Source organism: Pseudoxanthomonas sp. Root65, assembly GCF_001427635.1.
Taxonomy (GTDB): domain Bacteria; phylum Pseudomonadota; class Gammaproteobacteria; order Xanthomonadales; family Xanthomonadaceae; genus Pseudoxanthomonas_A.
This window is the reverse complement of the sequence record NZ_LMHA01000001.1, coordinates 882,989-908,755: the sequence shown is the minus strand read 5'-3', so window position 1 is coordinate 908,755 and position 25,767 is coordinate 882,989. Positions and strand designations below refer to the sequence as shown.

22 protein-coding genes and 1 tRNA gene are annotated in these 25,767 nt (G+C 65.6%); 14 read left to right on the top strand and 9 right to left on the bottom strand.

The features are described from left to right. The first annotated feature begins 74 nt into the window (after positions 1–74). The 4 genes from ASD77_RS03970 to ASD77_RS03955 all read left to right on the top strand — a co-directional run bounded on the left by ASD77_RS03970 (position 75) and on the right by ASD77_RS03955 (position 3,987). Entirely contained in the window at positions 75–1,157 is a 1,083-nt protein-coding gene (locus tag ASD77_RS03970; protein WP_055937604.1) for a glycosyltransferase, read from the top strand. A gap of 46 nt (positions 1,158–1,203) precedes the next feature. Beyond that, positions 1,204–2,019, top strand: a complete 816-nt coding sequence (locus ASD77_RS03965) for a glycosyltransferase family 2 protein (RefSeq protein ID WP_055937601.1) — start codon at positions 1,204–1,206, stop codon at positions 2,017–2,019. Beyond that, positions 2,019–3,047 (top strand): CDP-glycerol glycerophosphotransferase family protein, encoded by a 1,029-nt coding sequence (locus ASD77_RS03960; RefSeq protein WP_055937599.1) that lies wholly within the window; start codon positions 2,019–2,021, stop codon positions 3,045–3,047. Before ASD77_RS03965 ends, ASD77_RS03960 begins: the two co-directional genes overlap by 1 nt. Before the next feature lie 106 nt (positions 3,048–3,153). After that, positions 3,154–3,987, top strand: a complete 834-nt coding sequence (locus ASD77_RS03955) for a glycosyltransferase family 2 protein (RefSeq protein ID WP_055941032.1) — start codon at positions 3,154–3,156, stop codon at positions 3,985–3,987. 9 nt (positions 3,988–3,996) lie between these two features. Here the strand turns inward: ASD77_RS03955 and ASD77_RS03950 are convergent, their stop codons facing one another. The 5 genes from ASD77_RS03950 to ASD77_RS03930 form a co-directional block, all read right to left on the bottom strand. Beyond that, positions 3,997–5,043, bottom strand: coding sequence for a glycosyltransferase family 9 protein (locus ASD77_RS03950; RefSeq protein WP_082563113.1), 1,047 nt, complete (start codon positions 5,041–5,043; stop codon positions 3,997–3,999). Then, positions 5,040–5,795, bottom strand: a complete 756-nt coding sequence (locus tag ASD77_RS03945) for a glycosyltransferase family 2 protein (protein WP_055937593.1) — start codon at positions 5,793–5,795, stop codon at positions 5,040–5,042. Before ASD77_RS03945 ends, ASD77_RS03950 begins: the two co-directional genes overlap by 4 nt. Before the next feature lie 26 nt (positions 5,796–5,821). Beyond that, the gene (locus tag ASD77_RS03940) at positions 5,822–7,354 is read right to left on the bottom strand and encodes a PH domain-containing protein (RefSeq protein ID WP_055937590.1); all 1,533 of its coding nucleotides are present in this window, start codon (positions 7,352–7,354) and stop codon (positions 5,822–5,824) included. After that, on the bottom strand, positions 7,354–7,860 hold the full coding sequence (locus tag ASD77_RS03935; protein WP_235578473.1) for a PH domain-containing protein: 507 nt from the start codon (positions 7,858–7,860) through the stop codon (positions 7,354–7,356). Before ASD77_RS03935 ends, ASD77_RS03940 begins: the two co-directional genes overlap by 1 nt. Positions 7,861–7,940: 80 nt before the next feature. Continuing rightward, on the bottom strand, positions 7,941–8,840 hold the full coding sequence (locus tag ASD77_RS03930) for a lauroyl acyltransferase (protein ID WP_055937588.1): 900 nt from the start codon (positions 8,838–8,840) through the stop codon (positions 7,941–7,943). A 91-nt stretch (positions 8,841–8,931) separates the two neighbouring features. Between ASD77_RS03930 and dtd the strand changes: the two genes are divergently transcribed. From dtd to ASD77_RS03905, 5 genes are all read left to right on the top strand, one after another. Next, positions 8,932–9,372: a D-aminoacyl-tRNA deacylase gene (gene dtd, locus ASD77_RS03925; protein ID WP_055937585.1), complete on the top strand. Its 441-nt coding sequence runs from the start codon at positions 8,932–8,934 to the stop codon at positions 9,370–9,372. Positions 9,373–9,471: 99 nt separating this feature from the next. Further along, the gene (gene rpoD, locus ASD77_RS03920) at positions 9,472–11,325 is read left to right on the top strand and encodes an RNA polymerase sigma factor RpoD (protein ID WP_055937581.1); all 1,854 of its coding nucleotides are present in this window, start codon (positions 9,472–9,474) and stop codon (positions 11,323–11,325) included. Between the two features lie 153 nt (positions 11,326–11,478). After that, entirely contained in the window at positions 11,479–13,023 is a 1,545-nt protein-coding gene (locus ASD77_RS03915) for a glucan biosynthesis protein G (RefSeq protein ID WP_200947358.1), read from the top strand. A gap of 2 nt (positions 13,024–13,025) precedes the next feature. After that, complete coding sequence (mdoH, locus tag ASD77_RS03910) at positions 13,026–14,969, top strand: glucans biosynthesis glucosyltransferase MdoH (RefSeq protein WP_082563111.1); 1,944 nt, start codon at positions 13,026–13,028, stop codon at positions 14,967–14,969. Then, a tRNA-Ile gene (locus tag ASD77_RS03905) sits at positions 14,960–15,035 on the top strand. The genes mdoH and ASD77_RS03905 overlap by 10 nt, the downstream gene beginning before the upstream one ends. A gap of 687 nt (positions 15,036–15,722) precedes the next feature. Here ASD77_RS03905 and ASD77_RS17650 read toward each other — a convergent pair. Continuing rightward, entirely contained in the window at positions 15,723–16,634 is a 912-nt protein-coding gene (locus ASD77_RS17650) for a LysR family transcriptional regulator (RefSeq protein WP_235578472.1), read from the bottom strand. A 95-nt stretch (positions 16,635–16,729) separates the two neighbouring features. On the opposite strand from ASD77_RS17650, the gene ASD77_RS03900 reads away from it, so the two are divergent. The 3 genes from ASD77_RS03900 to ASD77_RS03890 all read left to right on the top strand — a co-directional run bounded on the left by ASD77_RS03900 (position 16,730) and on the right by ASD77_RS03890 (position 19,110). Next, on the top strand, positions 16,730–17,140 hold the full coding sequence (locus ASD77_RS03900; RefSeq protein ID WP_082563110.1) for a RidA family protein: 411 nt from the start codon (positions 16,730–16,732) through the stop codon (positions 17,138–17,140). Positions 17,141–17,249: 109 nt separating this feature from the next. Continuing rightward, the gene (locus ASD77_RS03895; protein WP_055937575.1) at positions 17,250–18,065 is read left to right on the top strand and encodes an NAD(P)H-dependent oxidoreductase; all 816 of its coding nucleotides are present in this window, start codon (positions 17,250–17,252) and stop codon (positions 18,063–18,065) included. A 157-nt stretch (positions 18,066–18,222) separates the two neighbouring features. Then, positions 18,223–19,110, top strand: coding sequence for a pirin family protein (locus tag ASD77_RS03890; RefSeq protein ID WP_162247584.1), 888 nt, complete (start codon positions 18,223–18,225; stop codon positions 19,108–19,110). Here ASD77_RS03890 and ASD77_RS03885 read toward each other — a convergent pair. Beyond that, complete coding sequence (locus ASD77_RS03885; RefSeq protein ID WP_055937572.1) at positions 19,093–20,034, bottom strand: LysR family transcriptional regulator; 942 nt, start codon at positions 20,032–20,034, stop codon at positions 19,093–19,095. The genes ASD77_RS03890 and ASD77_RS03885 overlap by 18 nt on opposite strands. Positions 20,035–20,069: 35 nt before the next feature. Next, positions 20,070–21,416, bottom strand: coding sequence for an alginate export family protein (locus ASD77_RS03880; RefSeq protein ID WP_200947356.1), 1,347 nt, complete (start codon positions 21,414–21,416; stop codon positions 20,070–20,072). 394 nt (positions 21,417–21,810) lie between these two features. Between ASD77_RS03880 and ASD77_RS03875 the strand changes: the two genes are divergently transcribed. Next, complete coding sequence (locus ASD77_RS03875; RefSeq protein WP_055937565.1) at positions 21,811–22,704, top strand: LysR family transcriptional regulator; 894 nt, start codon at positions 21,811–21,813, stop codon at positions 22,702–22,704. Positions 22,705–22,949: 245 nt separating this feature from the next. Beyond that, positions 22,950–24,749, top strand: a complete 1,800-nt coding sequence (locus tag ASD77_RS03870) for an amidohydrolase (protein ID WP_200947355.1) — start codon at positions 22,950–22,952, stop codon at positions 24,747–24,749. 90 nt (positions 24,750–24,839) lie between these two features. Here the strand turns inward: ASD77_RS03870 and ASD77_RS03865 are convergent, their stop codons facing one another. Then, positions 24,840–25,748: a LysR family transcriptional regulator gene (locus tag ASD77_RS03865; protein ID WP_055941020.1), complete on the bottom strand. Its 909-nt coding sequence runs from the start codon at positions 25,746–25,748 to the stop codon at positions 24,840–24,842. Positions 25,749–25,767 lie beyond the last annotated feature (19 nt).

The following is a 25,767-nucleotide window of genomic DNA, read 5'->3' as shown; positions in this document are numbered from 1 at the left end:
CGAGGTAGCTGGCTCTCACATTTGAGTCAGACACCGCTTCCTAAAATCGGCGCTCCCCCGCAAGCCCCCTCTTTATGCCCCGCGTGAACCTGATCGGTTGGGACAACGGTGTCGGCCTGAGCCGCGACCTTCGCCTCATCGAACACGCGCTGCGGGAGGCCGGGCTGCAGGTCCATCTCCAGCCCGCGCGCGGGCGGGGCAAGCTCAGGAAGTGGTTCGGACCGTGGCTGCAGCGCGCGCGTCTGACCGGGCGGCGCCTGCTGGGCCGTGAGCGCTACGACCTCAACATCATGCTCGAGCACGTCAAGCCCGAGTACCTGCAGGCGGCGGAGCGGAACGCCTTCATTCCGAATCCCGAGTGGTGCCTGCCGGCCGACGTGCGCCGACTGCGCCACATCGACCAGGTGATGACGAAGACCCGGCATGCCGAGCCGATTTTCCAGCGACACGGCTGCGGCGTTTCGCCGATCGGCTTTACCAGTGGCGACCGTCACATGCCCGGTGTCGAGCGCCAGCGCAGCTTCCTCCACCTAGCCGGGCGCAGCAGCGCAAAGCGCACGCGCATGGTGATGGAGACATGGGCGCGGCACCCGGATTGGCCCGTGCTGACCGTCGTGCAGCACCCGCGCATGGCGGACTTCCGGCCGCGGGCGGCGAACATCGTCCACCGCGTGGACTATCTTGACGATGCTGAGCTGCGCGAACTGCAGAACGCGAACCTGTTCCACCTGTGTCCGTCGGAGACCGAGGGTTTCGGCCATTACATCGTCGAAGCGCTGAGCGTGGGCGCGATCGTGCTGACGACCGACGCAGAACCCATGAACGAGCTGGTGACCCCGGAGCGCGGCATCCTGATGCCCTATGCCCGCACGGATCGGCAACAGCTGGCCACGCGCTATCTGGTGGAAGCGGATGCGCTGGAAGCCGCGGTGGCATGCGCACTGGCGATGGACGACACGGAGGTGCGTGCCAAGCAGGACGCGGCGCGCACGTTCTTCCTCGACAACGATGCGGCGTTCCGTTCGCGGCTGGTCGATGCGGTGGTCGCCCTGGCGGGCAACCCGGTGCACGATGCGGCCACCTCGAACAGACCACCGGGACTCGCCACCGACGCCTTCGCCGACCCGGCAAGAGCGCTGCCGGCCGCGCAGGCCTGAGGCGTCAACGCCGCAGACCGTTGGCGGTAGCGGGTAGAATCCGCCGATGTCCCTTCTTCCCCTTTCGCTCGTTGTCATCACCCACAACGAAGCGGCGAACATTGCCCGCTGCCTGGACTGCGTGCCCTTCGCTGCGGACAAGGTGGTGGTGGACAGCGGCAGCCAGGACGACACCGTCGCCATCGCGAAGGCGCACGGCGCCCGGGTGGTGCACCAGGACTGGCTGGGCTTCGGACCGCAGCGCAATTTCGCCAGCACGCAGGCGGCGCACGACTGGATCCTCGTATTGGATGCGGACGAGTTCCTGTCGCCCGAGCTGGCCGCTCAGCTCGAGGCTGGGCTGCCCGGGCTTATGGCGTCGGCGAAGGCCGGTGCCTGGCTGCGCCGACGCACCTGGCTGATGGGCGCCCCGATGCGCTGGTACCGGCCGATGGTCGGCGAGCGGTCGGCGCGCGTCTACCATCGCGGCCGCGCGCGATGGACCAATGCGCGCGTGCACGAATCCCTGCGGTTCGAAGGCGAGACCGCGGAATTCAAGGCGCCGTTCAACCACGCCGATAACCCCAGCCTGGTGCACAAGCAGCTGAAAGTGCTGCGCTATAGCGAACTGAAAGCGCTGGACTGGCGGGACAAGCGTCGCCCGGTCCGCATGTGGCTGACGCCGCTGGTCTACCTCTCGGCCTTCGTCAAGGACTACCTGCTGCGGCTGGCGTTCCTGGATGGCTGGCGAGGCTTCATCATCGCGCAGACGGCCGCCAGCTACGCCGTCTACAAGCGCATGCGCTACTACGAGATGCAGCACAACCCGGCCTCCGTCGAAGCCGCGCACCGCAAGCTCGCCCGCCACGATCTGGAACACTGATGGCCAAGCATTACCTCCTCTATGGCTCCGAGCGTTACGCGCTCGCCATCCTGCGTCCGCTGCAGGACGCCATCCGCGCGCGCGGCGGCGAGGCAGCGTGGTTCTTCGATGGCCCGGGCGCCGAAGACCTGCGTCCGGACGAGAAGCTGCTGACGACCACGGAAGAGGTCCGTCGCTGGAACGCCATCGCCGTGATCACCGGCAGCAATGCGGTGCCGCACTTCTTTCCCGGCGTGAAGGTCGAGACCTTCCATGGCTTCGATGCCGGCAAGCCGCGGCACATCTACATCCGCGGCTTCTTCGATCTGTACTGCACCACGGGGCCGAACGACACCCGCGCGTTCTCCGAGATCGCCGAGCGCGTCGGCCACTTCAAGGTCGTCGAGACCGGCTGGCCGAAGATCGACCCTTTCATGAAGGACATAGCGGGCGGGCTGCCACCGGTGCGCAATCCACCCGTCATCCTGTACCACTCCACGTTCTCGCCCTCGTGGAGTGCTGCCGAAACCTTGTACGAGGAGGTGAAACGGCTTTCGCGCAGCGGCGAATGGCGCTGGATCGTGACGTTCCATCCGAAGATGAACCCGGACACGGTGGCGAAGTTCCGCGCGCTGGAGAACGATTACCTGCGTTTCGCCGACGACGACAACATCCTCGACCTGTTCCCGCAGGTGGACATGATGTGTTCCGACACGTCCTCCGCGCTCAACGAATTCCTGCTCACCCACAAGCCGGTGGTGACGTTCAAGAATCGCCGCCCCGGCCCGCAACTGATCGACATCGACCAGGCCGGCCAGTTCGAGCCGGCGATCTGCCGCGCGCTGGCGCGTCCGCCCGAACTGATGCAGGCCATCGTCGCCTATGCCGACAGCATCCATCCGTACCGTGACGGCCGGTCCAGCGAACGCGTTCTGGACGCCATCGACGCGTTCATCGCGTCCGGATCGCGCAATCCCCGGCGCAAGCCGATGAACCTGTGGCGCAAGCTGAAGATCCGCCGTCGAATCGGCTACTGGGGTCCTGCCTGACGCCAGGCCGGCGGGCACTACCAGCTGTCATCAAGGCGCGGGACAATCCGCATGGGAAGCGGGCGCCGTGCCGGGCACGGACGGCGCGCACGTGGGGAGGAGCATCATGAACATCACCGTCATTGCCAGTACGTACAACGCCGAGGAGTGGCTGGAGAAGGTCCTGCTGGGCTACCGCAACCAGAGCTGGCGGGAATTCGAGCTGATCGTCGCCGACGATGGCTCCCGGGATACCACCCGCGCGCTGGTGGAGCGGTTCGCCGCGGACTATCCGGTGCCGCTGCGCCATGTCTGGCATGCCGACGATGGCTATCGCCGCCAGGAGATCCTCAATGCCGCCATCCTGGAGGCGCGGCACGACTACATCCTGTTCACCGACGGCGACTGCATCCCGCGCCGCGATTTCGTGCAGGTCCATGCGGAGCAGGCCGAGCCGGGACGTTTCCTGTCGGGCGGGTACTGCAAGCTCAGCATGAAGCTCAGCAAGGCGATCACCGCGGACGACATCCGTGACGGCCGCTGCTTCGATCGTGGCTGGCTGCGTGCGCAGGACCGTCTCGGTCTGTCGAACACGTTGAAGCTCGGCGCTGGAAGCGCGGGCGGCAGGCTGCTGGACAGCATCACCACCACGAAGCCGACGTTCAACAACTGCAATTCGTCGGCGTGGAAGGCGGATCTGCTGGCGATCAACGGCTACGACGAGCGCATGAAGTACGGCGGCCCCGACCGCGAGCTGGGGGAGCGGCTGGAGAACCACGGTATCCGCGGCAAGCAGATCCGCCACCGGGCGGTGTGCGTGCACCTGGACCATGCGCGCGGCTACAAGACGCGCGAATCGGTCGAGCGCAACCTGGCGATCCGCGCGCAGACACGTGCGCAACGGATCACCTGGACGCCCTACGGTATCGAGAAGTCGACGCCTCACAGCCCGGCGGGCTGACCGCGGGACTCAGCCGGCGTTGCGGTCCGGCAGCGACGACCATGCCGCGATCACGTCATCGGCCGGAATGTCACGCACCCGGCTGGCTTCGCCGCGTTCGCCGCCCAGCACGGTGATCGCGCCGGGGCCGATCGGGCGCCATTTCGCGGGCGAGGCGGCGCCGAACATGACCACCAGCGGGCAACTCAGGGCGGCCGCGGCGTGCGCCGGGCCGGTGTCCACCGATACCAGGCTGTGGGCCTGCTCCAGCAGGGCCAGCAAGCGTGGCACCGGCAACTCGCGGGCGGCGTTGTACAGGCGCGCATCGCGCCCGGTGGCGGCCGCAATCTCGTCCAACACACCGTGCTCGGCGGGCGATCCGCACAGCACGATGCGGGCGTGCGGCAGGCGCTGCCAGATCGCGGCGGCGACCTGTGCCCATGCGCGGGGTGGCCAGTACTTGGGATGCGATGCCGTTCCCACGTTGCCGCGTTTGTGGGTGCGCTTGTTGCCGGGCTGGAACAGCACGCATTGACCTTCCAGCTGCCGGCCGGCGCGCCAGGCCGCCAGGTCGACACGATCCGCATCGGTGATCTGCAGGTATGGAAAGCGGTAGATGGACGGTTCGACGGTGCGCGTCGGATAAGGGTGCAACGGGTCCCGCATGCCGATCCGCAGCCAACGGTCCGGCCACAGGCGGGTCACGCCGTCGCTTTCGTCGTCCTCACGGGTGCGCTGCACGATATCGTCGACGCTCAGGCCGGCACGCGACAGCAACTGCAACGTCGCGGCATCGGTATCGCAGACGTAGACCGGACCGCGGCCACGCGCGCGCAGCCAGCGCACCGCAGCCCATTGGCTCGGGCAGAGCGGATACGGCGTATTTCGGCTGCTCACGATCTGCACGTGACCGATCTCGGGCAAGGGCGTCAGCAACGGGGATGTCCAGCCGCCAGAACCCAGCACATCGACGCGCTGGCCGTAGCGCGCATGCAGCAGCCGGATCATCGTGGTCAGCATCACCACATCGCCGAATGCCCCGCAGCGGACAACCAGGGGGGGGGCGGTGAGGCTCATGCGTTTTTCCCCAGCGCATGCAGGTGGCGGTACTTGTCGATGACGGCCTGCGCGTGGCTGGCATGGAACCACCAGCCCTGGCGGCCATCGCGCCAGGCTGCGCGCAGCAGGTACATCTTCAGCCAGTACGCGGCGGCGTGGGTCCAGGGACTGAGCGCGGAACAGCGTTTACCGTCGGCATGCCGCTGCTCGGCCCACAGGCGGGCGTAGCAGGCATTCTTCGCCCGATGCGCGTCCAGCGAACGCGCGGTGTTGTGCTCGATGACGATGTCGCAGTCCCACACGCGCTTGCCGGCCAGGTCGGGTTTCTCGTGCACGCGCATCGGCAGATAGCGATGATCCGGCCGCACCAGCCGCTCCGTGCGCTCGAATCCGCTGAGCATGCGGCCGAGGAACCAGTTGCAGCGCTTCAATCGCCACACATCGGCCTGCTCGATGTCGCCACTGGCGAACAGGGCGCGCAGCGACGCCTCGCTGCCGTCGGCCAGCCATTCGTCCGCGTCCATCAGCAGCAGCCACGGCTGGGTGGCGCGGCGGATGGCTTCGTTCTTCTGGCCGGCGAAGCCCAGCCAGTCCTGGTGTTCGACGCGTGCGCCGTACGACTGCGCGAGCGCCACCGTTTCATCATCGGATCCGCAGTCCAGCACCAGGATTTCGCTGCAGATGCCCTGCAGCGAGGCGAGGCAGCGACCCAGCCGGTCGGCCTCGTTCTTGGTGATGATGACGGCGGACAGCGGAAGCGGAGAGGTCATGACGTAAGGGCGTGGCTCGGAACGGGTTACCAGTGCAGGCGGCGTCGCGCCAGCGCGGTGGTGAGCTGTTCGTGGGCGGCCCGGGCATCTGCCTCGGGCACGAAGCGCAACGCCAGCGGCGCGGCGATGCCGCTCGCGCCGGCGGTATCCAGCCAGAGCGTCGCGGTACCGAAGCGCAGGTCCAGCGGCGAGCGAGACAGGCGCAGCGCCTGCAGCTTGTCGATCTCGGCGAAGCGCCAGTAGCGCGACCACCAGCCGCTGCGAACGGCGACCAGGTGCGCGTCGAGCGCCCATCCCATGCGGCTGGCCTGCCGGCGTGCGGCATGGGCGGCGAACAGGATCCAGGCCAGCCCCAGCCATCCCCACGCACCCCAGTGCCAGGCCGCCAGCAGGGTCACCGGCAGCAGCCATGCCAGCGACGGCAACCACAGGCGCCAGCGCGCGGACGCATGCACGGCCTGCCAGTCGCCGCGAGGCCACTGCGCGTGCGGCAGCAGGTGAGTGATCAGGGCATCGCAGGCCTCGGGTGTGGCGATCGGCGCGACATCCTTGAGCGCGCGCGTGTCCTGCTGGCCCGACTTCTCCGCCACCGCGGTATCGATGCGCAGCGATCGACGACCGAATACGCGGTGCAGTACCCCCTCGTGCAGCGTCCACGCCTGGATGCGCCGGCGTGCCACGCTGGTGCGCAGGCGCGCGAACAGGCCACGCTCCACCATCAACCGGCGGGGCTCTTCGGTCAGCCGGAAACCGTGGAACTGCGACAGCGCCAGCGCCACGGACAGCAGGCGCACCAGCGCCAGTGCCACGCCGATCAGGGCGACGCCACCGGCGGCACCGCCCAGCCAGCCCAGGTGCAGGTCTTCGGCATAGCCGTACGCCTGCTGTGCGCCCTGACGGAACATCTGTTCGATCCTGTTCTCCGGCAGGATCTGCCACATGGCACCAAAGGCGGCCGCCACCACGATCATGCCGCGATTGGAGATCAGGCCCAGCCGGATGACTTCCCATGTCGACAGCGAAAGCAGCGTGGTGCCGTCCGTGCGCGTGGCCACGCCGGGTTCGGACTCTGTGGATGCCGTACCCCGTGCCTGGTGCCGCACCAGGTCCTCCAGCGCCAGCGCCTCGCGCAGGCCGAGCACGCGCATCTGCGCTTCCGGCTTCTGCCCGCCCGCCGACTCGAGGCGCACTTCCGCCACGCCGAACACACGGTGCAGCAGCGACTGGTGGACGACGACGTTGTGGATGCGCGAGAACGGGATTTCCCGCCGTGAACGATGCAGCAAGCCTTCGCGCACCGTCAGGCCGTCGCGCCCGATCGTGTAGCGGTAGGTGAAGTACTGCAGGATCGCCAGCACCACCAGCACGGCGATGCCGATGACCGGCGCGAGCGAAGCCCACAACTCGCCATCGCCTTCGCTCCTGCGCGCGCCGAACACCAGCAGCGCGACCAGCGGGAAGATGAACTGCTTCAGCTGTTGCAGCAGTACGAACAGCCACGACCACGGGTGCAGTCGGCGCTCATCGGGTCCGTTGCCGGGCTGCAGAACGTCTTCCATCACAGCGCGTCGTCGTGGTCGACCTGGGTCGCCAGGCGCTCGCGCAGGCGCTCCGCGTCGTCCGCGTCCAGGCCCGACACCGAGACCGCCGCCATCCGCGTGCCGGCCGTGTGCACCACCAGCGTGGACAGGCCTGCGCTGCGCTCCAGCGGACCGCGTTTCAGGTCGAGGTGCTGCACGCGCGAGATCGGCACGTGGGTTTCGCTCTGCCACCAGTTGCCGCGGCGCACGGCGAATCCGCGGTCGTCCAGGCGCCAGCGCGTGCGCCGGTGGCGTCTGACCGCGACCCACGCGCCCAGCACCGCCCCCACGGCCGCCGCCGCGGGAACGGCGAGCCAGGGCGACACGACATCGGTCGCGCGCGAGATGAAGAACGCCGGGAAGCCGAGCGGGAACATCAGGGCCGCGCCGCCTACGGCCGCCAGCCAGGCGCCGCGGGTCGGCAGGGCCTGCCAGTCGGGGCGCGACATGTCATCGACCGCGAGGGTCTCCAGGGGGTCACTCATTGCAGCGGGCGCGTCCTTGGTGCGTGGAAGGCGTCGTGGCGGAACGGTGCAGGTGCATGCCGTTCGCGCTCCCCAACAGGTCAGCGGTAAGGCGTGTCCTCGCCGCTGCCCGGTGGCCGCAGCGTATAGCGTTTGTACGTCCACTGGTACTGCGCGGGATCGCGGCGCGCGATCCGTTCGACGGTTGCGTTGAGCGCAGTGACCGCCGTCACCGGATCCGCATCGGCGATCGCGGGCGGTGCGGGCTCGACGTGCAGCGCGAAGTCCGGTCCCGGTCCGATCCGTTCGCACCATGCGAACAGCACGGTGGCGCCGGTGCGTTCGGCGAGCCGCGAAACCAGCGTCATCGTCAAGGCCGGCTTGCCGAAGAACGGGGCGAATTCGCCATCGCCCGCCTTGGGCTGCTGGTCGGGCAGGATGCCGACCGCGCCGCCTTCCTTCAGGACCTTCCACAACTGCCGCACGGCCGGACCTTCGGCGCGCACCTGGCGGATGTTGTCGGCGCCGCGCACGCGCAGCAGGAAGGCGTCACCGACCGGCGAGGCGGGCGGGCGGTAGACGATGGCCAGCGGACCGCGCGAGGCCAGCCACTGGTTGAGCAGTTCCCAGTTGCCGAAATGCGGCGCCGCGACGATCACGCCCTTGCCGCTGGCCAGCGCGGCGTCGTAGAGCGCTTCGCCGTGGCGTTCGCGCAGGCAGGCGAGGTTGTCCACCGGCGGGCGGGTCCAGAAGCGGAGGGTTTCCAGCGCCTGCCGGGCGGTGGTCCGCAGGATGGCCTGGTGCAGGTCTTCACGTTGACCGGGCAGCAGCTCGGGGTAGGCGATCTCGAGGTTGCGGCGGGTCACCCGGCTTTCGCGTGCGTCCGCGCGCCGCCAGGCCCACGCCATCAGATCGCCCAGCGTGCGCAGCCAGGACCAGGGAAGGCGGCCGACCAGGGCGGCGACGTGGTAGCCGAGGGCGGCGAGAGTGTCGGGTTTCATCCGTCGAGTGTAGCCAACCCGGATGGCGGTCCCTCGCGGGATCGGGCGCGCGCGACCGTTATCCTGTCGCCCCCTGTCCGGAACCCTGTCCATGCTTTCCCTGATCCAGCGTGTGACCCGGGCCTCGGTGGCGGTCGACGACACCGTCGTGGGCGCCATCGACGGCGGCCTGCTTGCACTGGTGGCCATGGAACCGGGCGACAGCGAGGCGCAGATCGCGCGCATGGCCGATCGGCTGCTGGGCTACCGGGTATTTGCCGACGACGCGGGCCGCATGAACCGGTCCCTCGCCGATACCGGCGGCGGCCTGCTGCTGGTCAGTCAGTTCACATTGGCGGCGGACACCCGCTCCGGCATGCGTCCCAGCTTCACCACGGCCGCCCCGCCCGCCGAGGCTGAACAGGGCTTCAATCAACTGGTCGCGATCTGTCGGCAAACCCACGCGGGAAGGGTGGAAACCGGGCGTTTCGGTGCCCATATGGTGATCAGCCTCGTCAACGACGGGCCCGTGACCTTCCTGCTCCGTCCCTGACGTTTCCCCCTTGACGGGCGTCGGGCGGCAGAGCCCAAGCCGGTCCGGGCTGGTATAATACGGGGTTCTCCCTTCCTCACTCCCGGTGGCGCAACCTCCATGGCCAACGAACGTCCTGCGCAGCAGTCCGACATCAAGCTCTTGATCAGCAAGGGCTTGGAGCAGGGCTATCTGACTTACGCCGAAGTCAACGATCACCTCCCGGACGACCTGGTCGATCCGGAACAGATCGAAGACATCATCGGCATGATCAACGGCATGGGCATCGACGTCCATGAAGTCGCCCCCGATGCCGAAACCCTGCTGCTGGCCGACGGCAACACCGGCAACCGCGAAGTCGACGAGACGGCCGCCGAAGAAGCCGCCGCCGCGCTGACCTCGCTCGATACCGAAGGCGGCCGCACCACTGACCCGGTGCGCATGTACATGCGCGAAATGGGCACCGTCGAGCTGCTGACGCGCGAAGGCGAAATCGCCATCGCCAAGCGCATCGAGGAAGGCCTGGGCCAGGTGCAGGCCTCGCTCGGCAACTTCCCGTGGTCGATCGAACTGCTGCTGGAAGAGTACGAACTGCACAAGGCCGGCAAGAAGCGCCTGGCCGAAGTGGTCGTGGGCTTCAACGACGTCGAAGAGCCGCCCGTCGAAGTGCCGGCCGCCGAAGAAGTCGCGGAAGCGGCCGATGACGCCGAAGACGACGATGAGGCTGGCGACGACACCGCCGAGGAAGCCGCGCCGACCGGTCCGGATCCGGAAGAGGTCGCCCGCCGCATGCAGGTGCTGGCCGACGGCTATGCCAAGTTCAAGAAGTCCTACGCCAAGAACGGCGCGGACAACAAGGCGGTGGCCAAGCTGCGCACCGAGCTGGGCGAAACCTTCGTCACGCTGAAGCTGCCGCTGCCGCTGACCGATACGCTGGTGCGCAAGCTGCGCGAAGTCGTGGCCCAGGTGAAGGACCACGAGCGCCGCGTGCTGCACCTGTGCGCCAACGTCGCCAAGATGCCGCGCAAGGAATTCCTGCGTGCATGGGAAGGCAACCAGACCAACCTCGGTTGGGTGGACGAAGTGCTGAAGCGCAAGCAGAAGTGGTCGTCCGGCCTGCGCGACGTGCGCGAGCAGATCGTCGCCGAGCAGGAAGCCACCATCGCCGTCGAACAGGCGATGCACCTGACCCTTGCCGACATCAAGGACATCAGCCGTGCGATGGCCTACGGCGAAGCCAAGGCACGCAAGGCCAAGAAGGAAATGGTCGAGGCCAACCTGCGCCTGGTCATCTCCATCGCCAAGAAGTACACCAACCGCGGCCTGCAGTTCCTCGACCTGATCCAGGAAGGCAACATCGGCCTGATGAAGGCGGTCGACAAGTTCGAGTATCGCCGCGGCTACAAGTTCTCCACGTACGCCACGTGGTGGATCCGCCAGGCCATCACCCGTTCGATCGCCGACCAGGCGCGCACCATCCGCATCCCGGTGCACATGATCGAGACGATCAACAAGTTGAACCGCATTTCCCGCCAGATGCTCCAGCAGTACGGCCGCGAGGCCACGCCGGAGGAGCTGGCCAAGGAAATGGACATGCCCGAGGACAAGATCCGCAAGGTCATGAAGATCGCGAAGGAACCGATCTCCATGGAAACGCCGATCGGCGACGATGAGGACTCCCACCTGGGCGACTTCATCGAGGACACCAACGTGGAGTCCCCGATCGAGAACACCACCAACATCAACCTGTCGGAAACGGTCCGCGACGTGCTCGCCGGCCTGACCCCGCGGGAAGCCAAGGTGTTGCGCATGCGTTTCGGCATCGACATGAATACCGATCACACGCTGGAAGAGGTCGGCAAGCAGTTCGACGTCACCCGCGAGCGCATCCGCCAGATCGAAGCCAAGGCGCTACGCAAGCTGCGTCACCCCTCGCGTTCGGAACAGCTGCGCAGCTTCCTCGATATCGACTGACGCGCAGAAGCAGCGTTTGCACCAACGAAGCGCGGCCCCTGGTGGGCCGCGTTTCTTTTTGGTGCAAGGATCGCGTTGTCGGCGCGTTGGCCTTGGCATCGTCCTCACATGTGCGCCGTTACACTATCGTCACCCCACGAGTCAGACTTCCGCGTGCAGCGACGGGACGCAGTCAAATCCGTCCTCGCCATCGCGTTGCTGGGCACCATGCCCCGCGTGATGGCGCAGGCCACGAGTGCAGCAAGCCCTGCGGCGACACCCACGCGATTCGACCTGGAAACGGTTCCACGCCTCGCACGCGCCATGGCGCGGCAGCCGTACCGCGCGCCTGATCAGCATCTGCCCGCATCGCTGGATACCGGCTACGACGCCTATCGCGACCTGCGCTTCGATCCGCAGCAGGCCCTCTGGCGCAAGGAGGCATTGCCGTTCCAGTTGCAGATGTTCCATCGCGGGTTCCTGTTCAAGCAGCGCGTGGACCTGCATCGCGTGCACGACGGCATCGCCACGCCGATCGCCTATTCGCCCGAGCTGTTTTCCTTCCCGCCAGGCGTCGATCCGGGGCTGCGCGACGACATCGGTTTTGCGGGATTCCGCGTGCACACGCCGCTCAACCAACCGGCGGTGTATGACGAACTGATCGCTTTCCTTGGCGCCAGCTACTTCCGTGCGCTCGGCAAGGGGCATGCCTACGGTCTGTCGGCGCGCGGACTGGCGCTGGGGAGCGGCGATGCCGGTGCCGAGGAATTCCCGGTGTTCCGCGCGTTCTGGATCGAACAGCCTGCCGCCGGCGCCGATCATCTGGTGGTGCACGCGCTGCTCGACAGCCCGAGTGTGGTGGGTGCGTTCCGCTTCGACATGAAGCCGGGCACCGAGACGGTCATCGACGTGCAGTCCCGCCTCTATCCGCGTGTCGATCTCGCGCGCGCCGGCATCGCGCCGTTGACCAGCATGTTCGAGTTCGATGCCGGCGATCGGGTCGGCACCGACGACTATCGTCCTGCGGTGCACGATTCGGATGGCCTGGCGATCTTCAACGGTGCCGGCGACCAGATCTGGCGCCCGCTGAGCAACCCGCGACGCGTGCAGGCCAGCGCCTTCGCCGATGCCGGTCCGCGCGGGTTCGGCCTGATGCAGCGCAAGCGTGGCTTCGCCGACTACGCCGACATCGAAGCGCGCTACCACCAGCGGCCCAGCCTGTGGATCGAGCCGAAGGGCGACTGGGGCGAGGGCGCGGTGACGCTGGTGGAGATCCCCACCGGCGACGAATACCACGACAACATCGTTGCGTTCTGGCGCCCGCAACAGCCGCTCCGCGCCGGGCGCGAGCACCGCTTCGATTACCGCATGCACTGGTGCGACGCGCACCGCTGGAGAGCCGAGCTGGCGGTGGTCACCGACACGCGCATCGGCGCCGCCCCCGATCCCGCGCGACGCCTGGTGGTGATCGATCTGGAAGGCGGCCGCCTGGCCTCGCTGCCGCGCGACAGCCGGTTGACGCCCGATGTATGGGCGGCGCGCGGCGAGATCGTCGGCGCCGTGGTGTATCCCAATCCCGAAACGCAGGGCTGGCGCCTGAGTTTCGAGTTCCGCCCGCAGGCGCAAGTGGCTGACGACCGCGATGTCGAATTGCATGCACGCGTGCTGGAGGGGCACGTGCCGTTGTCCGAAACCTGGCTGTACCGCTGGAGTCCCTGATCATGAGCGATGCCCGCCACCCCTCTCCGTCGTCGCCGTCCTGGCTGCCGCCCGAGTCGCCGTTGCCCATGCCGGTGCAGGACCTGCGCAGCGGACGCCTGTCGCCGCGTCGCCTGCCGACATCACCGGCCAGGATCGGAGGGCGGCGCGCGCTGGTGATGGGTAACGCGGTGCTGATGACGCTGTTCGCCGCCTACCAGATCTGGTGGGTGCTGCGGGGCGATGGCATCAGCGTGCTGGAAGGGGTTCTGCTGGCCCTGTTCGTTGCGTTGTTCGCATGGATCGCCTTGTCGTTCTCCAGCACGCTGGCGGGATTCGTGCTGCTGCTGTCGAAGCGCACACAGGCGCTCGGGATCGACGCGGACGCGCCGCTGCCTGTGCTGGCCACGCGCACGGCACTGCTCGTGCCCACCTACAACGAGGACCCGGACCGCGTCCTCGCCGGGGTGCAGGCGATGCATGAATCGCTGGCGCAGACCGGCCAGGGCACGTGCTTCGACTTCTTCATCCTCAGCGATACCACCAATGCAGCCGTGCGCCAGAAAGAGGGCAGGGCGGTGCGCGCGCTGCTGCATCGCCTGGGGCCTGACGCGCGCGTGTTCTATCGGCGCCGGGAGAAGAACACCGAACGCAAGGCCGGCAACATCGCGGATTGGGTGCGTCGTTTCGGCGGTGCCTATCCGCATTTGCTGATCCTGGATGCGGACAGCCTGATGACGGGCGAAACGCTGGTGCGCCTGGCCGCGGCCATGGAGCGTCAGCCGACCCTGGCGTTGATCCAGACGCTGCCGATGATCGTCAACGGGCGCACGTTCTTCGCGCGCATGCAGCAGTTCGCCGGGCGGGTCTATGGTCCGGTGGCCGCGCATGGCATCGCGTGGTGGCATGGTGCGGAGGGGAACTACTGGGGCCACAACGCCATCATCCGCACGGCCGCCTTTGCGCGGCATGCCGGCCTGCCCCACCTGGGCGGCGGCAAGCCGTTCGAAGGCGCGGTGCTGAGCCATGATTTCGTCGAAGCCGCCCTGCTGCGCCGTGGCGGTTGGGCCGTGCACATGGCCCCCGGTCTCGGCGGCAGCTACGAAGAAGGGCCGCCCTCGCTGATCGACATGCTGGTGCGCGATCGCCGCTGGTGCCAGGGCAACCTCCAGCATGGCGCGGTGGTGCCCGCGCGTGGCCTGCACTGGGTCAGTCGCCTGCATCTGCTGGTGGGGATCGGCCACTACTCCACCGCACCCATGTGGGCGATGCTGATGCTGGTGGGCCTGGCGATTCCCTTGCAGCAGGCCGGCTTCCATCTGGCGCAGCCGCATCTCGACGGCTTCACGCCCGCGCTGTACTGGCGCGGCGGCGATCCGGAGCGTTTCCTGTGGGTCTTCTATCTCACCATGGCGGTGTTGCTGGCGCCCAAGGCGATGGGATGCATCGCCACCGTGCTGGACCCTGCGTTGCGCCGGCAATGCGGCGGTGCGTTGCGGATCGCCGGCAGCGCGCTGCTGGAGACCGTGATGGCGGCGTTGATGGCGCCCGTCACGATGTACGTGCAGTCGCGTGGCGTGGCCGAAGTGCTCGCCGGACGCGATTCGGGTTGGGAAACGCAGCGGCGCGATGACGGCAGCGTGCCGCTGGCCGGCCTGGTGCGTCGCTACGCCGGCCTCAGCCTGTTCGGTGCGTTCAGTGGCGTGCTGGCCTATCTGGTCTCGCCCGCACTGGCGGCGTGGATGGCGCCTGTCGTGCTGGGCATGGTGCTCTCCGTACCCATCAACCTGCTGACGGCATCGCCCGCGCTGGGCGATCGCCTGCGCCGGGCAGGCTGGCTGCACACGCCGGAAGAAGGCGCACCGCCCGCGATCCTCACGCGCGCCCTCGAACTGCGCGCGCCGCCGCCCGACATTCCATTGACCGCCACCGCCTCCGGTACAATCCCGGCCGCGGAGGGCCTATAGCTCAATGGTTAGAGCAGAGGACTCATAATCCTTTGGTTCCAGGTTCGAGTCCTGGTGGGCCCACCAAAAAGCGATTCGAGAACATCCAGATTTGTCCGATGCCCACAAGAAAACAAAGGAATTCTTGGGGGCCGCGCCAAGGAGGAGCTGGAGTTGGCTAGGATGAACGCGCTTGTCCGCTATGCACGGTGCTTTGGGAAGGGCGTACCCGCATGGGGTGCGTCTAGGGTACTGGGAGATTTAACCGAGTACTCCTTGCCCGACACCGTCACTTCAGGCGCCTGAGAGACACGCTCGTCAGCCATTCTGGTGGGATTGAACGCACATACAGAACTGAAGCGCTGCTAGATGCGAGCGACGCTCTACACGTCCGCTGCGAGCCAATGCCCATGTTCGCACTAGGACAGCTGGAGGCTATGGACTTTGCAGAGCTATTGTCCACTCTTCAACAGCTGGTGGGACGGCTGAGGTCCGAAGTTGAGAACGATCTTCGCTTTGACCTAGCTGAGATGTCCGATGAACAGTTTCGACAACTGCCTTTGCCAGCTCACTTGGACGGCAATCAAGGATGAACTTGATGAGTATTTGTCTGGTTCCGGCCGCGGATTCATACGATCGATTCTGTCATCCCAGACCCGGCGCGATGCCCGCCACGCGCAAATTGGGGGAAAGATGTATTGCATCCTGATGGTTGCGCATGGCTCGAGCCACGCCGATCAGCCATGCGACGTCTCTCCTAGTGGGTGGCAGAACTCACACTGCATCCGCGATCTGCTGGCGGAGCCATCTATGCGCAGGGTCGCGATGTATCCGCTCCGGCCAGACCATGACCATCTCGAAGCCAGGCACGTCCAGTGGTGGCTCGACTACACGCAGGGACGTACTGCCTTGTATCAATCGAGACGGAACTAGTGCTACCAAGTCGCTACGCTCGAGTATGGTGACGAGGAAGAGAAAATGAGGGACAGACATCGCCACGCGTCTGGCCATACCAAGCTTTGCGAGCGCCACGTCGGTGACGCCTTGGAAGCCTCCGCCATCCGGCGACGCAATGACGTGATCCAGTTTGCAGAATTGTGCCAGCGTCGGACGTCGCTTCAGTTGTGGATGATCGATTCGGCCAGCTAGCACATACCTCTCGGTAAATAGAGACCGGCTGTGCAAGTCCTGTGGAGCTTCGGCAGCCGTCATGAGGGATAGATCGATCTCTCCCTGGTCCGCCTTTATCGCTACTTGTGCTGGCGCACTCTGCAGGACCGCTAGACGCGAGCGTGGGGCAGCAGCGCGAAGCCTTGCTAGAGCGGGCAACAGAATTGTGAACTCGCCGTAATCAAAGGCCGCTATTCGCCAACTCTGCGTAGATAGCTTTGGGTCGAAAGGGGTTGAGGGAAGGATGGCTTCTGTCAGCGTCGCCAATGCGTTACGCAGAGGCTCACGTAGTTCGTTGGCGCGTGCGGTTGGTCGCATGCCGCGAGGTCCAGGAAGCAGTAGCGGATCTTCAAAATACTCCCGCAGGCGGCCCAGCTGCACGCTGACGGCGGGTTGAGACAAATGCAGGCGTCGCGCCGCCCGCGTCACGTTCAGCTCGGTAAGTAACGCGTCGAGGGTAATGAGCAGGTTGAGGTCCAAGCGCCGCATGACATCAATCATGTAAATACCTGGCATGAAGAGAATTCATTTCAACTATACCGGGGATTAGCCCCATTCTTCGCGGGCAGTTCATCCCGCGCTCGCGAATCCCCAGTTCAGGAGCTCTAACCATGTCATTGCGTTCCGTAGGGCCAGCGAATCTTTGGGATTCCTCACCCTATCTGTTTAGCCAGGTTGTCTTGGCGGATGAGCCTAAGCGATTCGCCTTCATCTCGGGACAAGTTGCGCTGTCAGCAGACGGCTCACTGGTAGGTGAGGGCGATGTTGACGCTCAACTCAGGCAGATCTTCGCCAACTTACGCGCGGCACTTGCCGGCGTTGGTGGAACGTTGAACGACATAGCGACCATGACGTTGTATGTGAAAGACGTTGCTTACCACAGGAACTACATGAACTTGCAGCGCGAGGAGTTCGAGGGTTGGCGGCCTTCGGAAACGCTGGTTCAAGTTGCTGCACTGGCGCTACCGGAGTTCCTCATAGAGATTCAGGCTGTCGCGGTCCTTCGAAGTCGCTCTTCCTAGCGAGCTACTCAGGCGAGGCGTAAGTGTGAAACCTCCAGCGCCGGTAATGCTCCAGTAGCTGTCGAGGTGCGATGTGCCCACAAATCCTTCCGCAACCTGTTACAAACTCATGAGTAAGACGGTCCTTATCATTTCGGCCCAACCAGAGCCCACGTCGCTCACCCAGAGCTTGGCGAAGATATCTCGCAAGTCCTTGGAGACTTCAGGACACAAGGTTCTGGAATCCGATCTCTATGCGATGCGTTGGAAGGCAGTGTTTGACGCACAAGACTTTCCTTATCGAGCGAACCCCCAGCGCCTCTCCTTCGGGGCCGAATCGGCACACGCCTACGCGACCAATCAGCAGACAGTCGACGTCACGACGGAGCAGGAGAAGGTGCTCGCTGCCGACGCCGTGATCTTCCATTTTCCGCTGTGGTGGTATGGCATGCCCGCCATCATGAAGGGTTGGATTGACCGCGTATGGGCAGCGGGCCTTGCCCACCAGTACAAGAGCGCGGGCAACACGTATCGCTACGGTGAGGGCGCCTTCAAAGGGAAGCGCGCAATCCTTGCAGTGTCTGCAGGTGGTCCCGAAACCGACTACGGGCCGAGGGGCATCAATGGTCCTATTGAGCAGCTGCTCTTTCCGGTGACGCACGGATCGCTTCACTTCCCAGGCTTCGATGTGCTTCCAACCTTCACCGTCTATGGGGCGGGTCGCATGGGGGCTTCCGACGTAGCGCATGCCGAAGCACGATGGGAGTCGCGCTTGAAAGGCCTGTTCTCGGACGCACCCATTCCTTTCCGCGCTCAGAACGGTGGAGACTATACGGAGCGCTTTGAACTTAAGCCTAGCGTAGCAGCCGGCCAAACCGGCCTTATGGCTCACATTGCTGCCAATGACGAGCAGCAGTTGCTCGCTACGCCGGCAGGGTCGGTCTGACCGTTGCGCAGTCGAACACCGGGCCAAGCGCGGCGCATGTAGGCTGCCCGTCGGGCGTGATTGCTGCATTCCCGGACGACTGACGTCCGCGATTCGTTCTACTCACCTTGCCGCCGCTGCTCTATCGTCGGTACCTACGATGATTAGGACACCGCCCATGCATGCAGACGACACCACCGCCGCCAATGTGATCGAGGATGGGATGGACGCCGGCCCAAGAAAGGTCGTGTTCCGTACCCGCGGAAGCAAGCATGGGCCGATAACCCGGCTGGTAAGTCCCTCCGATCTAGGTCAGGTGCTCAAGCCGTTCGTGTTCCTGGATCTTTTCGACACGCGGGACATGACGTCATTTCCCAAGTTCGGTTGGCATCCGCATTCGGGCATTGCGACGTTTACCTTCCTCCACGAAGGCGAGGTCGCTTACTCGGACTCGACGGGCAAAAGCGGCATCCTCCCCGAAGGAGGCGTCGAATGGATGCGAGCGGGAAACGGCGTGTGGCATACCGGCGCCCCCGTGGGCGACGCTCCCAAGCTTGGCTTCCAGCTGTGGGTCGCGCTGCCACCGACGGAGGAAAACGCGTCACCGGAGAGCATCTACCTTGATCCCTGCCAGGTGCCACAGCAAGGACCCGCCCGGATTCTGCTCGGTTCGCATGACGGCGTAGGCAGTGGCATCCCGGCGCCGGGCGACATGACCTACCTCGGCGTCACGTTGCGCGCCGGCGAGGAGTGGACCTACCTGCCGAATGCCCGGCACGAGGTGGGCTGGCTTGCCGTCGCCACCGGAGCCTTGCGGGCCGGCGAACAGGTGAGCGCAGGCGAACTGGTCGTCTTTGTCGATTCGGAGCAGCCCATCCGGATCACCGCCGACGAAGACACGGCGTTCGTCATCGGGTCGGCAGCCCGTCATCCGCACGATCTGTGGCTAGGCAACTATTCCGTGCACAGCAGTCGAGAGCGACTGGCCCAGGGCGAGACCGAGATCCGCCGGCTCGGCATCACCTTGCGGGATCAGGGATTTTTCAGATCAGCGGACCAGCGTTAACGCCTCCCGGCCACCGAACATCGTCGAGGGCGGCGCATGCGAAAGGCGCGCCGCCGCCAGGTCGATGAACTTTGAAACCGCCAGCGGAAGATGCTTACGGCTGGGATACAGCACGCTCAGCCCGCGGCCCACGCTCCAGTGATCTTCAAGCACCACCACCAGACGCCCGGTTTCGAGTTCGGCCTTGACTGCTGGAGGCGGCAGCAGGGCGATCCCCAGGCCTTCCACCGCCGCACTTCGCAGGGTCTGCACGGAATTGCCGCTCACGCGGATCGGCATCCGGATGCGCATGGCGTGCTGCACATTGGTGGTCAGGGCCCAGCTGACGTAGCCGCCGGCCTGCGGAATGCTCACGGCGTGATGGCTCTGCAGCTCCTCCGGGCTGGACGGCATACCGAATGCGCCCAGATACCGCGGGCTGGCTACCAGACGCATCCGGCTTGGCGCCACCAGCTCGCGCCCGACATAGGCCGAGTCCTCTAGCGCGCCCTCGCGAAAGGCCACATCGATACGCTCGGAGATGAGCTCCGACTTGCCGTCGCTCGTTACGAAGTCCAGGCGCACGTGAGGGTGCTGCGCCAGGAATTCCGCCACCCACGCCATCTTGAAACAGTCGAAGAAGTCCGCCGGCACGCCGACCCTGATCAGGCCGCACGCCTGCTCACTACCCATCATCGCTTCGCGGCTCGCATCCATCAGCCTGTCCACTTGGCCGACACACCGTTCGTAGAAGGATTTCCCGGCATCGGTCAGGGACAGCTGTCGCGTGGAGCGATGCATCAGTCGCGTGCCGATGCGGTCCTCGAGCTGCTGGACGCGCCGGCTGAGCGTATTGGCGGGCACGTCCAGCTGTCTCGCAGCGGCAGCGAAACTTCCTTGCCGCACGACCTCGACGAATATCACCACGTTGTTCAGATCAAGCATGGGGCCTCCCAGGTACGGGTGTGCGTCGATGGGCATCACCAGGCAAATTTCGTTTCCAGCCGCACGTAGTCGCTGTCGTGCGCGCCCGCAGCGCGCAGCGCCGCGCCCACGGTGTACCTGACCACTTCGATCGAGCTCGACAGTGCCGGGGTGAACCGGCGCTCCGCCCTCAGTTGCGCGTATGCCCCGGTCCAGGAGCCGCCCCGGCCAGCCATTCCCGCCACCGGGATGAAGGGAAGTGTGTAGACGGCATCGCTCGTGGTTTGACGCCACAGAGCGCCGATGCCCGCCGTGAGGGTCGTATCAGCCCTCGGAATGATCGAGACAGAGGGCTTCAGGTGGATCAGGTTTGCGTATCCGGTATGCCCGCCCAGCGAGAAGTAGAAGCCATTCGGGAACAGCGGGTAGAGGGTCTCTACACGGCCATCGTGGGCGCGTCGATCACCGGATGCCACGTCGAACTGCAAGCCGATCCTGGGCGAGCCGAGCGCTCCGATAGACGAATAGCCGAGACGGGCACCGAGCGCCCACGCTGAGATGTCCGCGCGTCCCACCTTGCCGAACTGCCCCATGGCCTCCACGTCCCAATCGAAGGGTGCCCGCGTACCGACGAAGCGGACATCGACCACTTGCCTGTCCTCCTCACCGACGGCCTCGAGGTACGCGGCCTGCTTTCGTTGATACAGCGCGTAATACCCGGTCAACTCCCCGTTGCCCCATACCTGGCGCTCGAGACGGACGCCGGAAAACCGTACATCGCCGCTCGAGGTGTCATCGAAATGCTCACGATTCCTGTATGCGACCGGCTGGCTGACCATGGCATACGCTCGCCATCGCGCTGTCTCCCAACCTGCCCAGACTGCGTCGAAGGATTGGCGCACGTTGGGCCCGTCGCGGGAGGACATGAACCTTTGCAGGTCGAATGCGATGTCCTGCCGTCCGACCCGCACTTTCAGAACGCCGCGGCCCAGCGGACGGCTGTAGCCGACGAAGGCGAGCCTGAGGTCCAGCGCATTCGCATCGATGCTGCTGACGACCTTCTTGTCGAACGCCCTGACGTCCTCGACCTGTACGAACGCCTGCCAGCCGGCGCCGAGGCGAACGTCCGCATGGACCTGCGCGCGATGAAGCCCGTACGCGTCGCTGGGACTGGCGGCCACGGTACCCAGGGCAGGTGCGTCGCTGGATTCGAAGATCTCCCGCAATGTCAGCCCGAACGAAAGATAGCGATCTGGATCGCTGTCGGAGAGGGAGATGTATTTCAGGCCATCCAAGGCACGAGTGCGTTTGTCCGGCTCGGCCAGGGACGACCAGTCCTCCCGCCAACGATCCGCCTGGAGCACCGGCCGCCCCACGTCCGTGGATACCTGATCGTCGGCCATGGCGGCACGCGGCTCGAAGCATCCGGTCAGCGCTATGGCCGCAGACAGGAGCGTCCTGATGTTTCCCCGGCGCTGCATTTCGTGCCCATTCGGATATCCGGGACGCGGGCGGTTGCATCCCCGGGCGCCCAACGCCGTCATGCGTTCTGCCGCCGCTTCCATCATCGAACCTGACGGACTGCCCAATCGATTCCAATCCCGGTTCAACCAGATGCATCCTGTGGCGAGGGGACATGGGGGGGCGAGCACATCGGGCCCGATCTGCGCCACGCACCTTGTCACTTCACTGCCCGCACCGGTAGCGCCATTTTCCGTGCAGCTGTGTCCCGGGAATCGGAACGCCGGGGTGCGGCGGATTTATGTCAGGCTGTGTTGCGCAGCGGGGAACGCCAAGATGGACATCGACGACCTGATGACGTTCGTGGAACTGGCCGAGGCAGGCAGCCTGTCAGCGGCGGCACGTCGGCTCGGTGTGGCCAAGTCGATCGTCAGCAGGCGGCTTGCGCGACTGGAGTCGGAACTTGGCGTACAACTCCTCGCACGTACGACGCGCGGCGCGGCGCTCACCGAGGCGGGCATCCTCTTCCGCGAGCATGCAGCACGGGCCTATGCCGAGATCGACACCTTCCGCGAGATCCTGCAACCCGACGGCGACCTGCGCGGCCGGCTGCGTGTTGCCGCCCCTCTGTCGTTCGGCCCTACCCATTTCGCACCGGTATTCACGGAAATGGCGCGACGACACCCGCACCTCCATCTGCAGACCGTCTACAGCGATCGATTCGTCGATCTGATCGGGGAGGGCTTCGATTGCGCCATACGGGTCGGATATCTGCAGGATTCCAACCTGGTGGCACGTCGTGTTGGACCCATCTACGGAAAGCTGGTCGCCAGCCCCGCCTATATCGAGATGCACGGCGCGCCGGACAACCCGGACGAGGTCCCCGACCATCCTGCCCTGATGCAGGGCACGGAGACGTGGCAGTTCATGGATGGCGAGCGGGTGGTCACGGTGCGTCCGCAAGGACGTTTCAAGGCCGACAATGCCGTCGCGCTGGTCGATGCGGCCTTGGCGGGCCTGGGCATCGCATGGCTGCCCGACGGCCTGACGCAGGAACATGTGGCCTCCGGTGCCCTGGTACCCCTGATGACGCGCTACCCATTGCCGACGGCGGGCATCTACGTGATCCGTCCGCCCAGTCCGCACCCTTCCCGCAAGGTGCGCGTGCTGACCGAGTTGCTGATCGAGTGCTTTGAAGAGGCGCCTCCTCCCGCGAACTTCGGCCGCTAGGCGACAGGCCGTCGTTGCGGTGCGCTGGAAGTTGCTTCGCCATTGCTGACGGTATGAGGGCACTCGTGTCGCGGTGGAATGACGGACCGCCGCGCGATCCATCCATCCATGGACGACTGCACTCCCGCGCCAGCCCTTATCAAGCTCCCCTGGCAACGCTGAAGATCCTCTTCTAGCCGGGTGACTCGCTCCGCCGCCGAAGGCCCGGATCAGCGATCGCGCACCAACCCCCAAGGAGATACCCCGTGAAAGTCCGACTTGCCCTGATGGCCCTCGTGCTGTCCGGCGTTACCAGCGGCCACGCCGCAGAAACTAGCGCCGGCGCCGACCTGATCGTCTACAACGCGAAAATCCATACGGGCACGAAGTCGCAGCCGGAAGCCTCCGCGCTTGCGGTGAAAGGAGGCCGCATCTATTCGGTAGGTTCCGACACGGACATCCTGGGCCTGAAGGGAGACAAGACGCGTGTGGTGGATGCGGGGCAGAGGCGCCTGATTCCGGGCATCCATGATGCGCACACCCATGTCCTCAACGAGAGGGGTTACAACTACGTCACGCGATGGGACGGCGTTCCCACCCTCAAGCGTGCGCTCGCCATGTTGAGCGAGCAGGCAAAACGTACCCCGGAGGGACACTGGGTGAAAGTGATCGGCGGGTGGGCGCCGTATCAGTTCGAGGAAAATCGGTTTCCTACCTTGGAAGAGTTGCGCAAGGCCGTCCCAGACCGGCCGCTGATCGTACAGTACGCCTACAACCGTGCGTTCCTGAACGATCTGGCGATGAAGGCCTTCGGCGTGGGAACCGAGAAGTTCCCGACGCCACCGGGTACCGAGTTCGAGAAGGACGCGAGCGGCAATTTCACCGGCGTCGTCCACGGCTTCACCTTCACCTTCATCCCGCTCGAATTCATGGTGCCCCAGCCTTCCTTCGAGGAACAGGTGAGCTCCATCACCAACGCCATCCATGACCTCAATCGCTTCGGCATCACCTCCATCGTCGATGCGGCCCCGTTGATCGGCTATCCCGCGGGGCATGCGCCGATACGGACGCTGATTGAGGAGGACCGCCTCAACGTGCGCTTCCCGTTCATCGATCTGCAGTTCGGCGACGAAAGCAGCGCCAGCCTGGTGGACGCGGAGATCAATGCGGTCACCCGGAAATCGCCGATCAGTGCGGGTCAGAACCTGCATCCCACGATGGGCCATGGCCATGAGTACGAGGGCGCCGGGGAACTGCTCCGTATGGAAGTGCACGATCACGAGAACTTCGACAGGCCGGCCGTCATCATCGATCCCGAGCTCATGCGGACGAGGATGGAGGAGGACATCGGCAAGCTGGTCCGCCATGGCATTCCGTTCCGCATGCATGTCAGCTACAACGAGAACATATCGCCGTTTCTCGATGCCATCGAGAGTGTCGATCGCAAGACGCCGCTGGATGGGCTGCGCTGGAGCATCGAGCACGCCGAAACGATCTCGCCGGAGAACATCGCGCGGGTCAAGAAACTCGGTGGGGGCATCGCCCTGGATACGAAGATGGCCTCCCACGGCGATGGATTCGTAGCGACCTACGGGCGCGAGAAGGCCTGGTATACGCCGCGACTGCGGACGCTGGTCGATAGCGGGGTTCCGCTGGCGATGACGACGGATGCCTTCCGTGCGTCCACCTTCAACCCTTGGATCGGCATCAGTTGGATGACCACGGGCAAGTCGGTATCGGGCTCGCGGATTCTTGCGCCCGACAATGTCCTGACCCGCGCGGAGGCCCTGGCGCTATTCACGACCGGCGCCGCCTGGTTCGTCCAGCAGGAGGATGAGATGGGGAAGATCGCACCGGGCCACCTCGCCGATTTCGCGCTGCTCGACAAGGACTATTTCACGGTTCCCGAAGACCAGATCAAGACCATCTCCTCGGTGCTGACCGTCGTGGACGGCCGGGTGGTCTTCGGCGCGCAGGCGTTTACCGGTCTCGCACCTCCACTGCCGCCCACGTTGCCCGTCTGGTCGCCGGTGAAGTACTTCGGCGGTCACCATCCGGTCAAGTGAGTTCTCTCCCGCGGGGCCTGCGACGCGCGCGCCCCGCTTCCCGCTCGCTCTCCACGCGGAGGGCGAGTCTCCACCGACGTGGCCCCCCGCTCAGATCGGCAGCCCGTGGTCCCAATAGGGCTCGGGCCCGAACCGTTCGATCAGCCAGGCGATGAAGGTGCGTACCTTCGGTGCCAGTTCGCGCGAGCTTGGATAGATCGCCCACAGCGTCTGTGTGGACACCAGCGGGAAGTCGCGAAGGACGGGCACCAGTGTCCCCGCGCGTAGCTCGTCGGCCGCACACCAGGTAGCCATCAGGGCGATACCCAGTCCGTCGGCTGCCGCGTCGCGCACCGCCCCGCCATCGTTGATACGCAATGCAGGCGCTACCCGCTTTGCGAACACCTCGCCGGCGGCGTTCCGGAATGTCCACAGGTCGAGCGTGCCGACCACGAGGCACCTGTGCGCATCCAGTTCTTCCGGCGATCTAGGCGCGCCGTGGCGTTCGATATAACGTGGCGATGCCACCAGGACACGCCGGTCGGGTGCGATCCGCTTGGCGATGAACGACGAATCCTTCAGTTCCGCATATCGAACGGCCACATCAAAACCGCCCTCCACCAGGTCGACCACACTGTCGGAGACACGCATGTCGAGCCTGAGATCGGGATAGCGGTCGGTGAAATCGGGCAACCCCGGCACGATGTGCATCCGCGCGAACGACGCAGGCGCCGCAATCCTGAGTACGCCGCTCGGCGCGGCTTGCTCACGGCCCAGCGCGCCCCGGGCGATGTCGGCGGCCTCCAGCAGATGTTCGGCATGGGGCAGGAATGCGCGGCCGTCCTCCGTCAGGGTGGCCGACCGCGTCGTGCGATGGATGAGCCGCGCGCCGAGTCCCTTTTCAAATGCGGCAAGACGAGCGCTCGCCGCCGCCGGCGTGATGCCCAGATCCCGCGCCGCGGCACTGATGTTGGCCATTCGGGCGATCCGCACGAACAGGGTCAAATCGCTGAAGTCCATCACGCCCACCTCGGTCGGA

Excerpts from the sequence above, each read along its gene's own strand:
- ASD77_RS03970 (WP_055937604.1), top strand. The coding sequence starts at position 75 with ATGCCCCGCGTGAACCTGATCGGTTGGGACAACGGTGTCGGCCTGAGC.
- ASD77_RS03965 (WP_055937601.1), top strand. The coding sequence starts at position 1,204 with ATGTCCCTTCTTCCCCTTTCGCTCGTTGTCATCACCCACAACGAAGCG.
- ASD77_RS03960 (WP_055937599.1), top strand. The coding sequence starts at position 2,019 with ATGGCCAAGCATTACCTCCTCTATGGCTCCGAGCGTTACGCGCTCGCC.
- ASD77_RS03955 (WP_055941032.1), top strand. The coding sequence starts at position 3,154 with ATGAACATCACCGTCATTGCCAGTACGTACAACGCCGAGGAGTGGCTG.
- ASD77_RS03950 (WP_082563113.1), bottom strand. The coding sequence starts at position 5,043 with ATGAGCCTCACCGCCCCCCCCCTGGTTGTCCGCTGCGGGGCATTCGGC.
- ASD77_RS03945 (WP_055937593.1), bottom strand. The coding sequence starts at position 5,795 with ATGACCTCTCCGCTTCCGCTGTCCGCCGTCATCATCACCAAGAACGAG.
- ASD77_RS03940 (WP_055937590.1), bottom strand. The coding sequence starts at position 7,354 with ATGGAAGACGTTCTGCAGCCCGGCAACGGACCCGATGAGCGCCGACTG.
- ASD77_RS03935 (WP_235578473.1), bottom strand. The coding sequence starts at position 7,860 with ATGAGTGACCCCCTGGAGACCCTCGCGGTCGATGACATGTCGCGCCCC.
- ASD77_RS03930 (WP_055937588.1), bottom strand. The coding sequence starts at position 8,840 with ATGAAACCCGACACTCTCGCCGCCCTCGGCTACCACGTCGCCGCCCTG.
- dtd (WP_055937585.1), top strand. The coding sequence starts at position 8,932 with ATGCTTTCCCTGATCCAGCGTGTGACCCGGGCCTCGGTGGCGGTCGAC.
- rpoD (WP_055937581.1), top strand. The coding sequence starts at position 9,472 with ATGGCCAACGAACGTCCTGCGCAGCAGTCCGACATCAAGCTCTTGATC.
- mdoH (WP_082563111.1), top strand. The coding sequence starts at position 13,026 with ATGAGCGATGCCCGCCACCCCTCTCCGTCGTCGCCGTCCTGGCTGCCG.
- ASD77_RS17650 (WP_235578472.1), bottom strand. The coding sequence starts at position 16,634 with ATGCCAGGTATTTACATGATTGATGTCATGCGGCGCTTGGACCTCAAC.
- ASD77_RS03900 (WP_082563110.1), top strand. The coding sequence starts at position 16,730 with ATGTCATTGCGTTCCGTAGGGCCAGCGAATCTTTGGGATTCCTCACCC.
- ASD77_RS03895 (WP_055937575.1), top strand. The coding sequence starts at position 17,250 with ATGAGTAAGACGGTCCTTATCATTTCGGCCCAACCAGAGCCCACGTCG.
- ASD77_RS03890 (WP_162247584.1), top strand. The coding sequence starts at position 18,223 with ATGCATGCAGACGACACCACCGCCGCCAATGTGATCGAGGATGGGATG.
- ASD77_RS03885 (WP_055937572.1), bottom strand. The coding sequence starts at position 20,034 with ATGCTTGATCTGAACAACGTGGTGATATTCGTCGAGGTCGTGCGGCAA.
- ASD77_RS03880 (WP_200947356.1), bottom strand. The coding sequence starts at position 21,416 with ATGGCCGACGATCAGGTATCCACGGACGTGGGGCGGCCGGTGCTCCAG.
- ASD77_RS03875 (WP_055937565.1), top strand. The coding sequence starts at position 21,811 with ATGGACATCGACGACCTGATGACGTTCGTGGAACTGGCCGAGGCAGGC.
- ASD77_RS03865 (WP_055941020.1), bottom strand. The coding sequence starts at position 25,748 with ATGGACTTCAGCGATTTGACCCTGTTCGTGCGGATCGCCCGAATGGCC.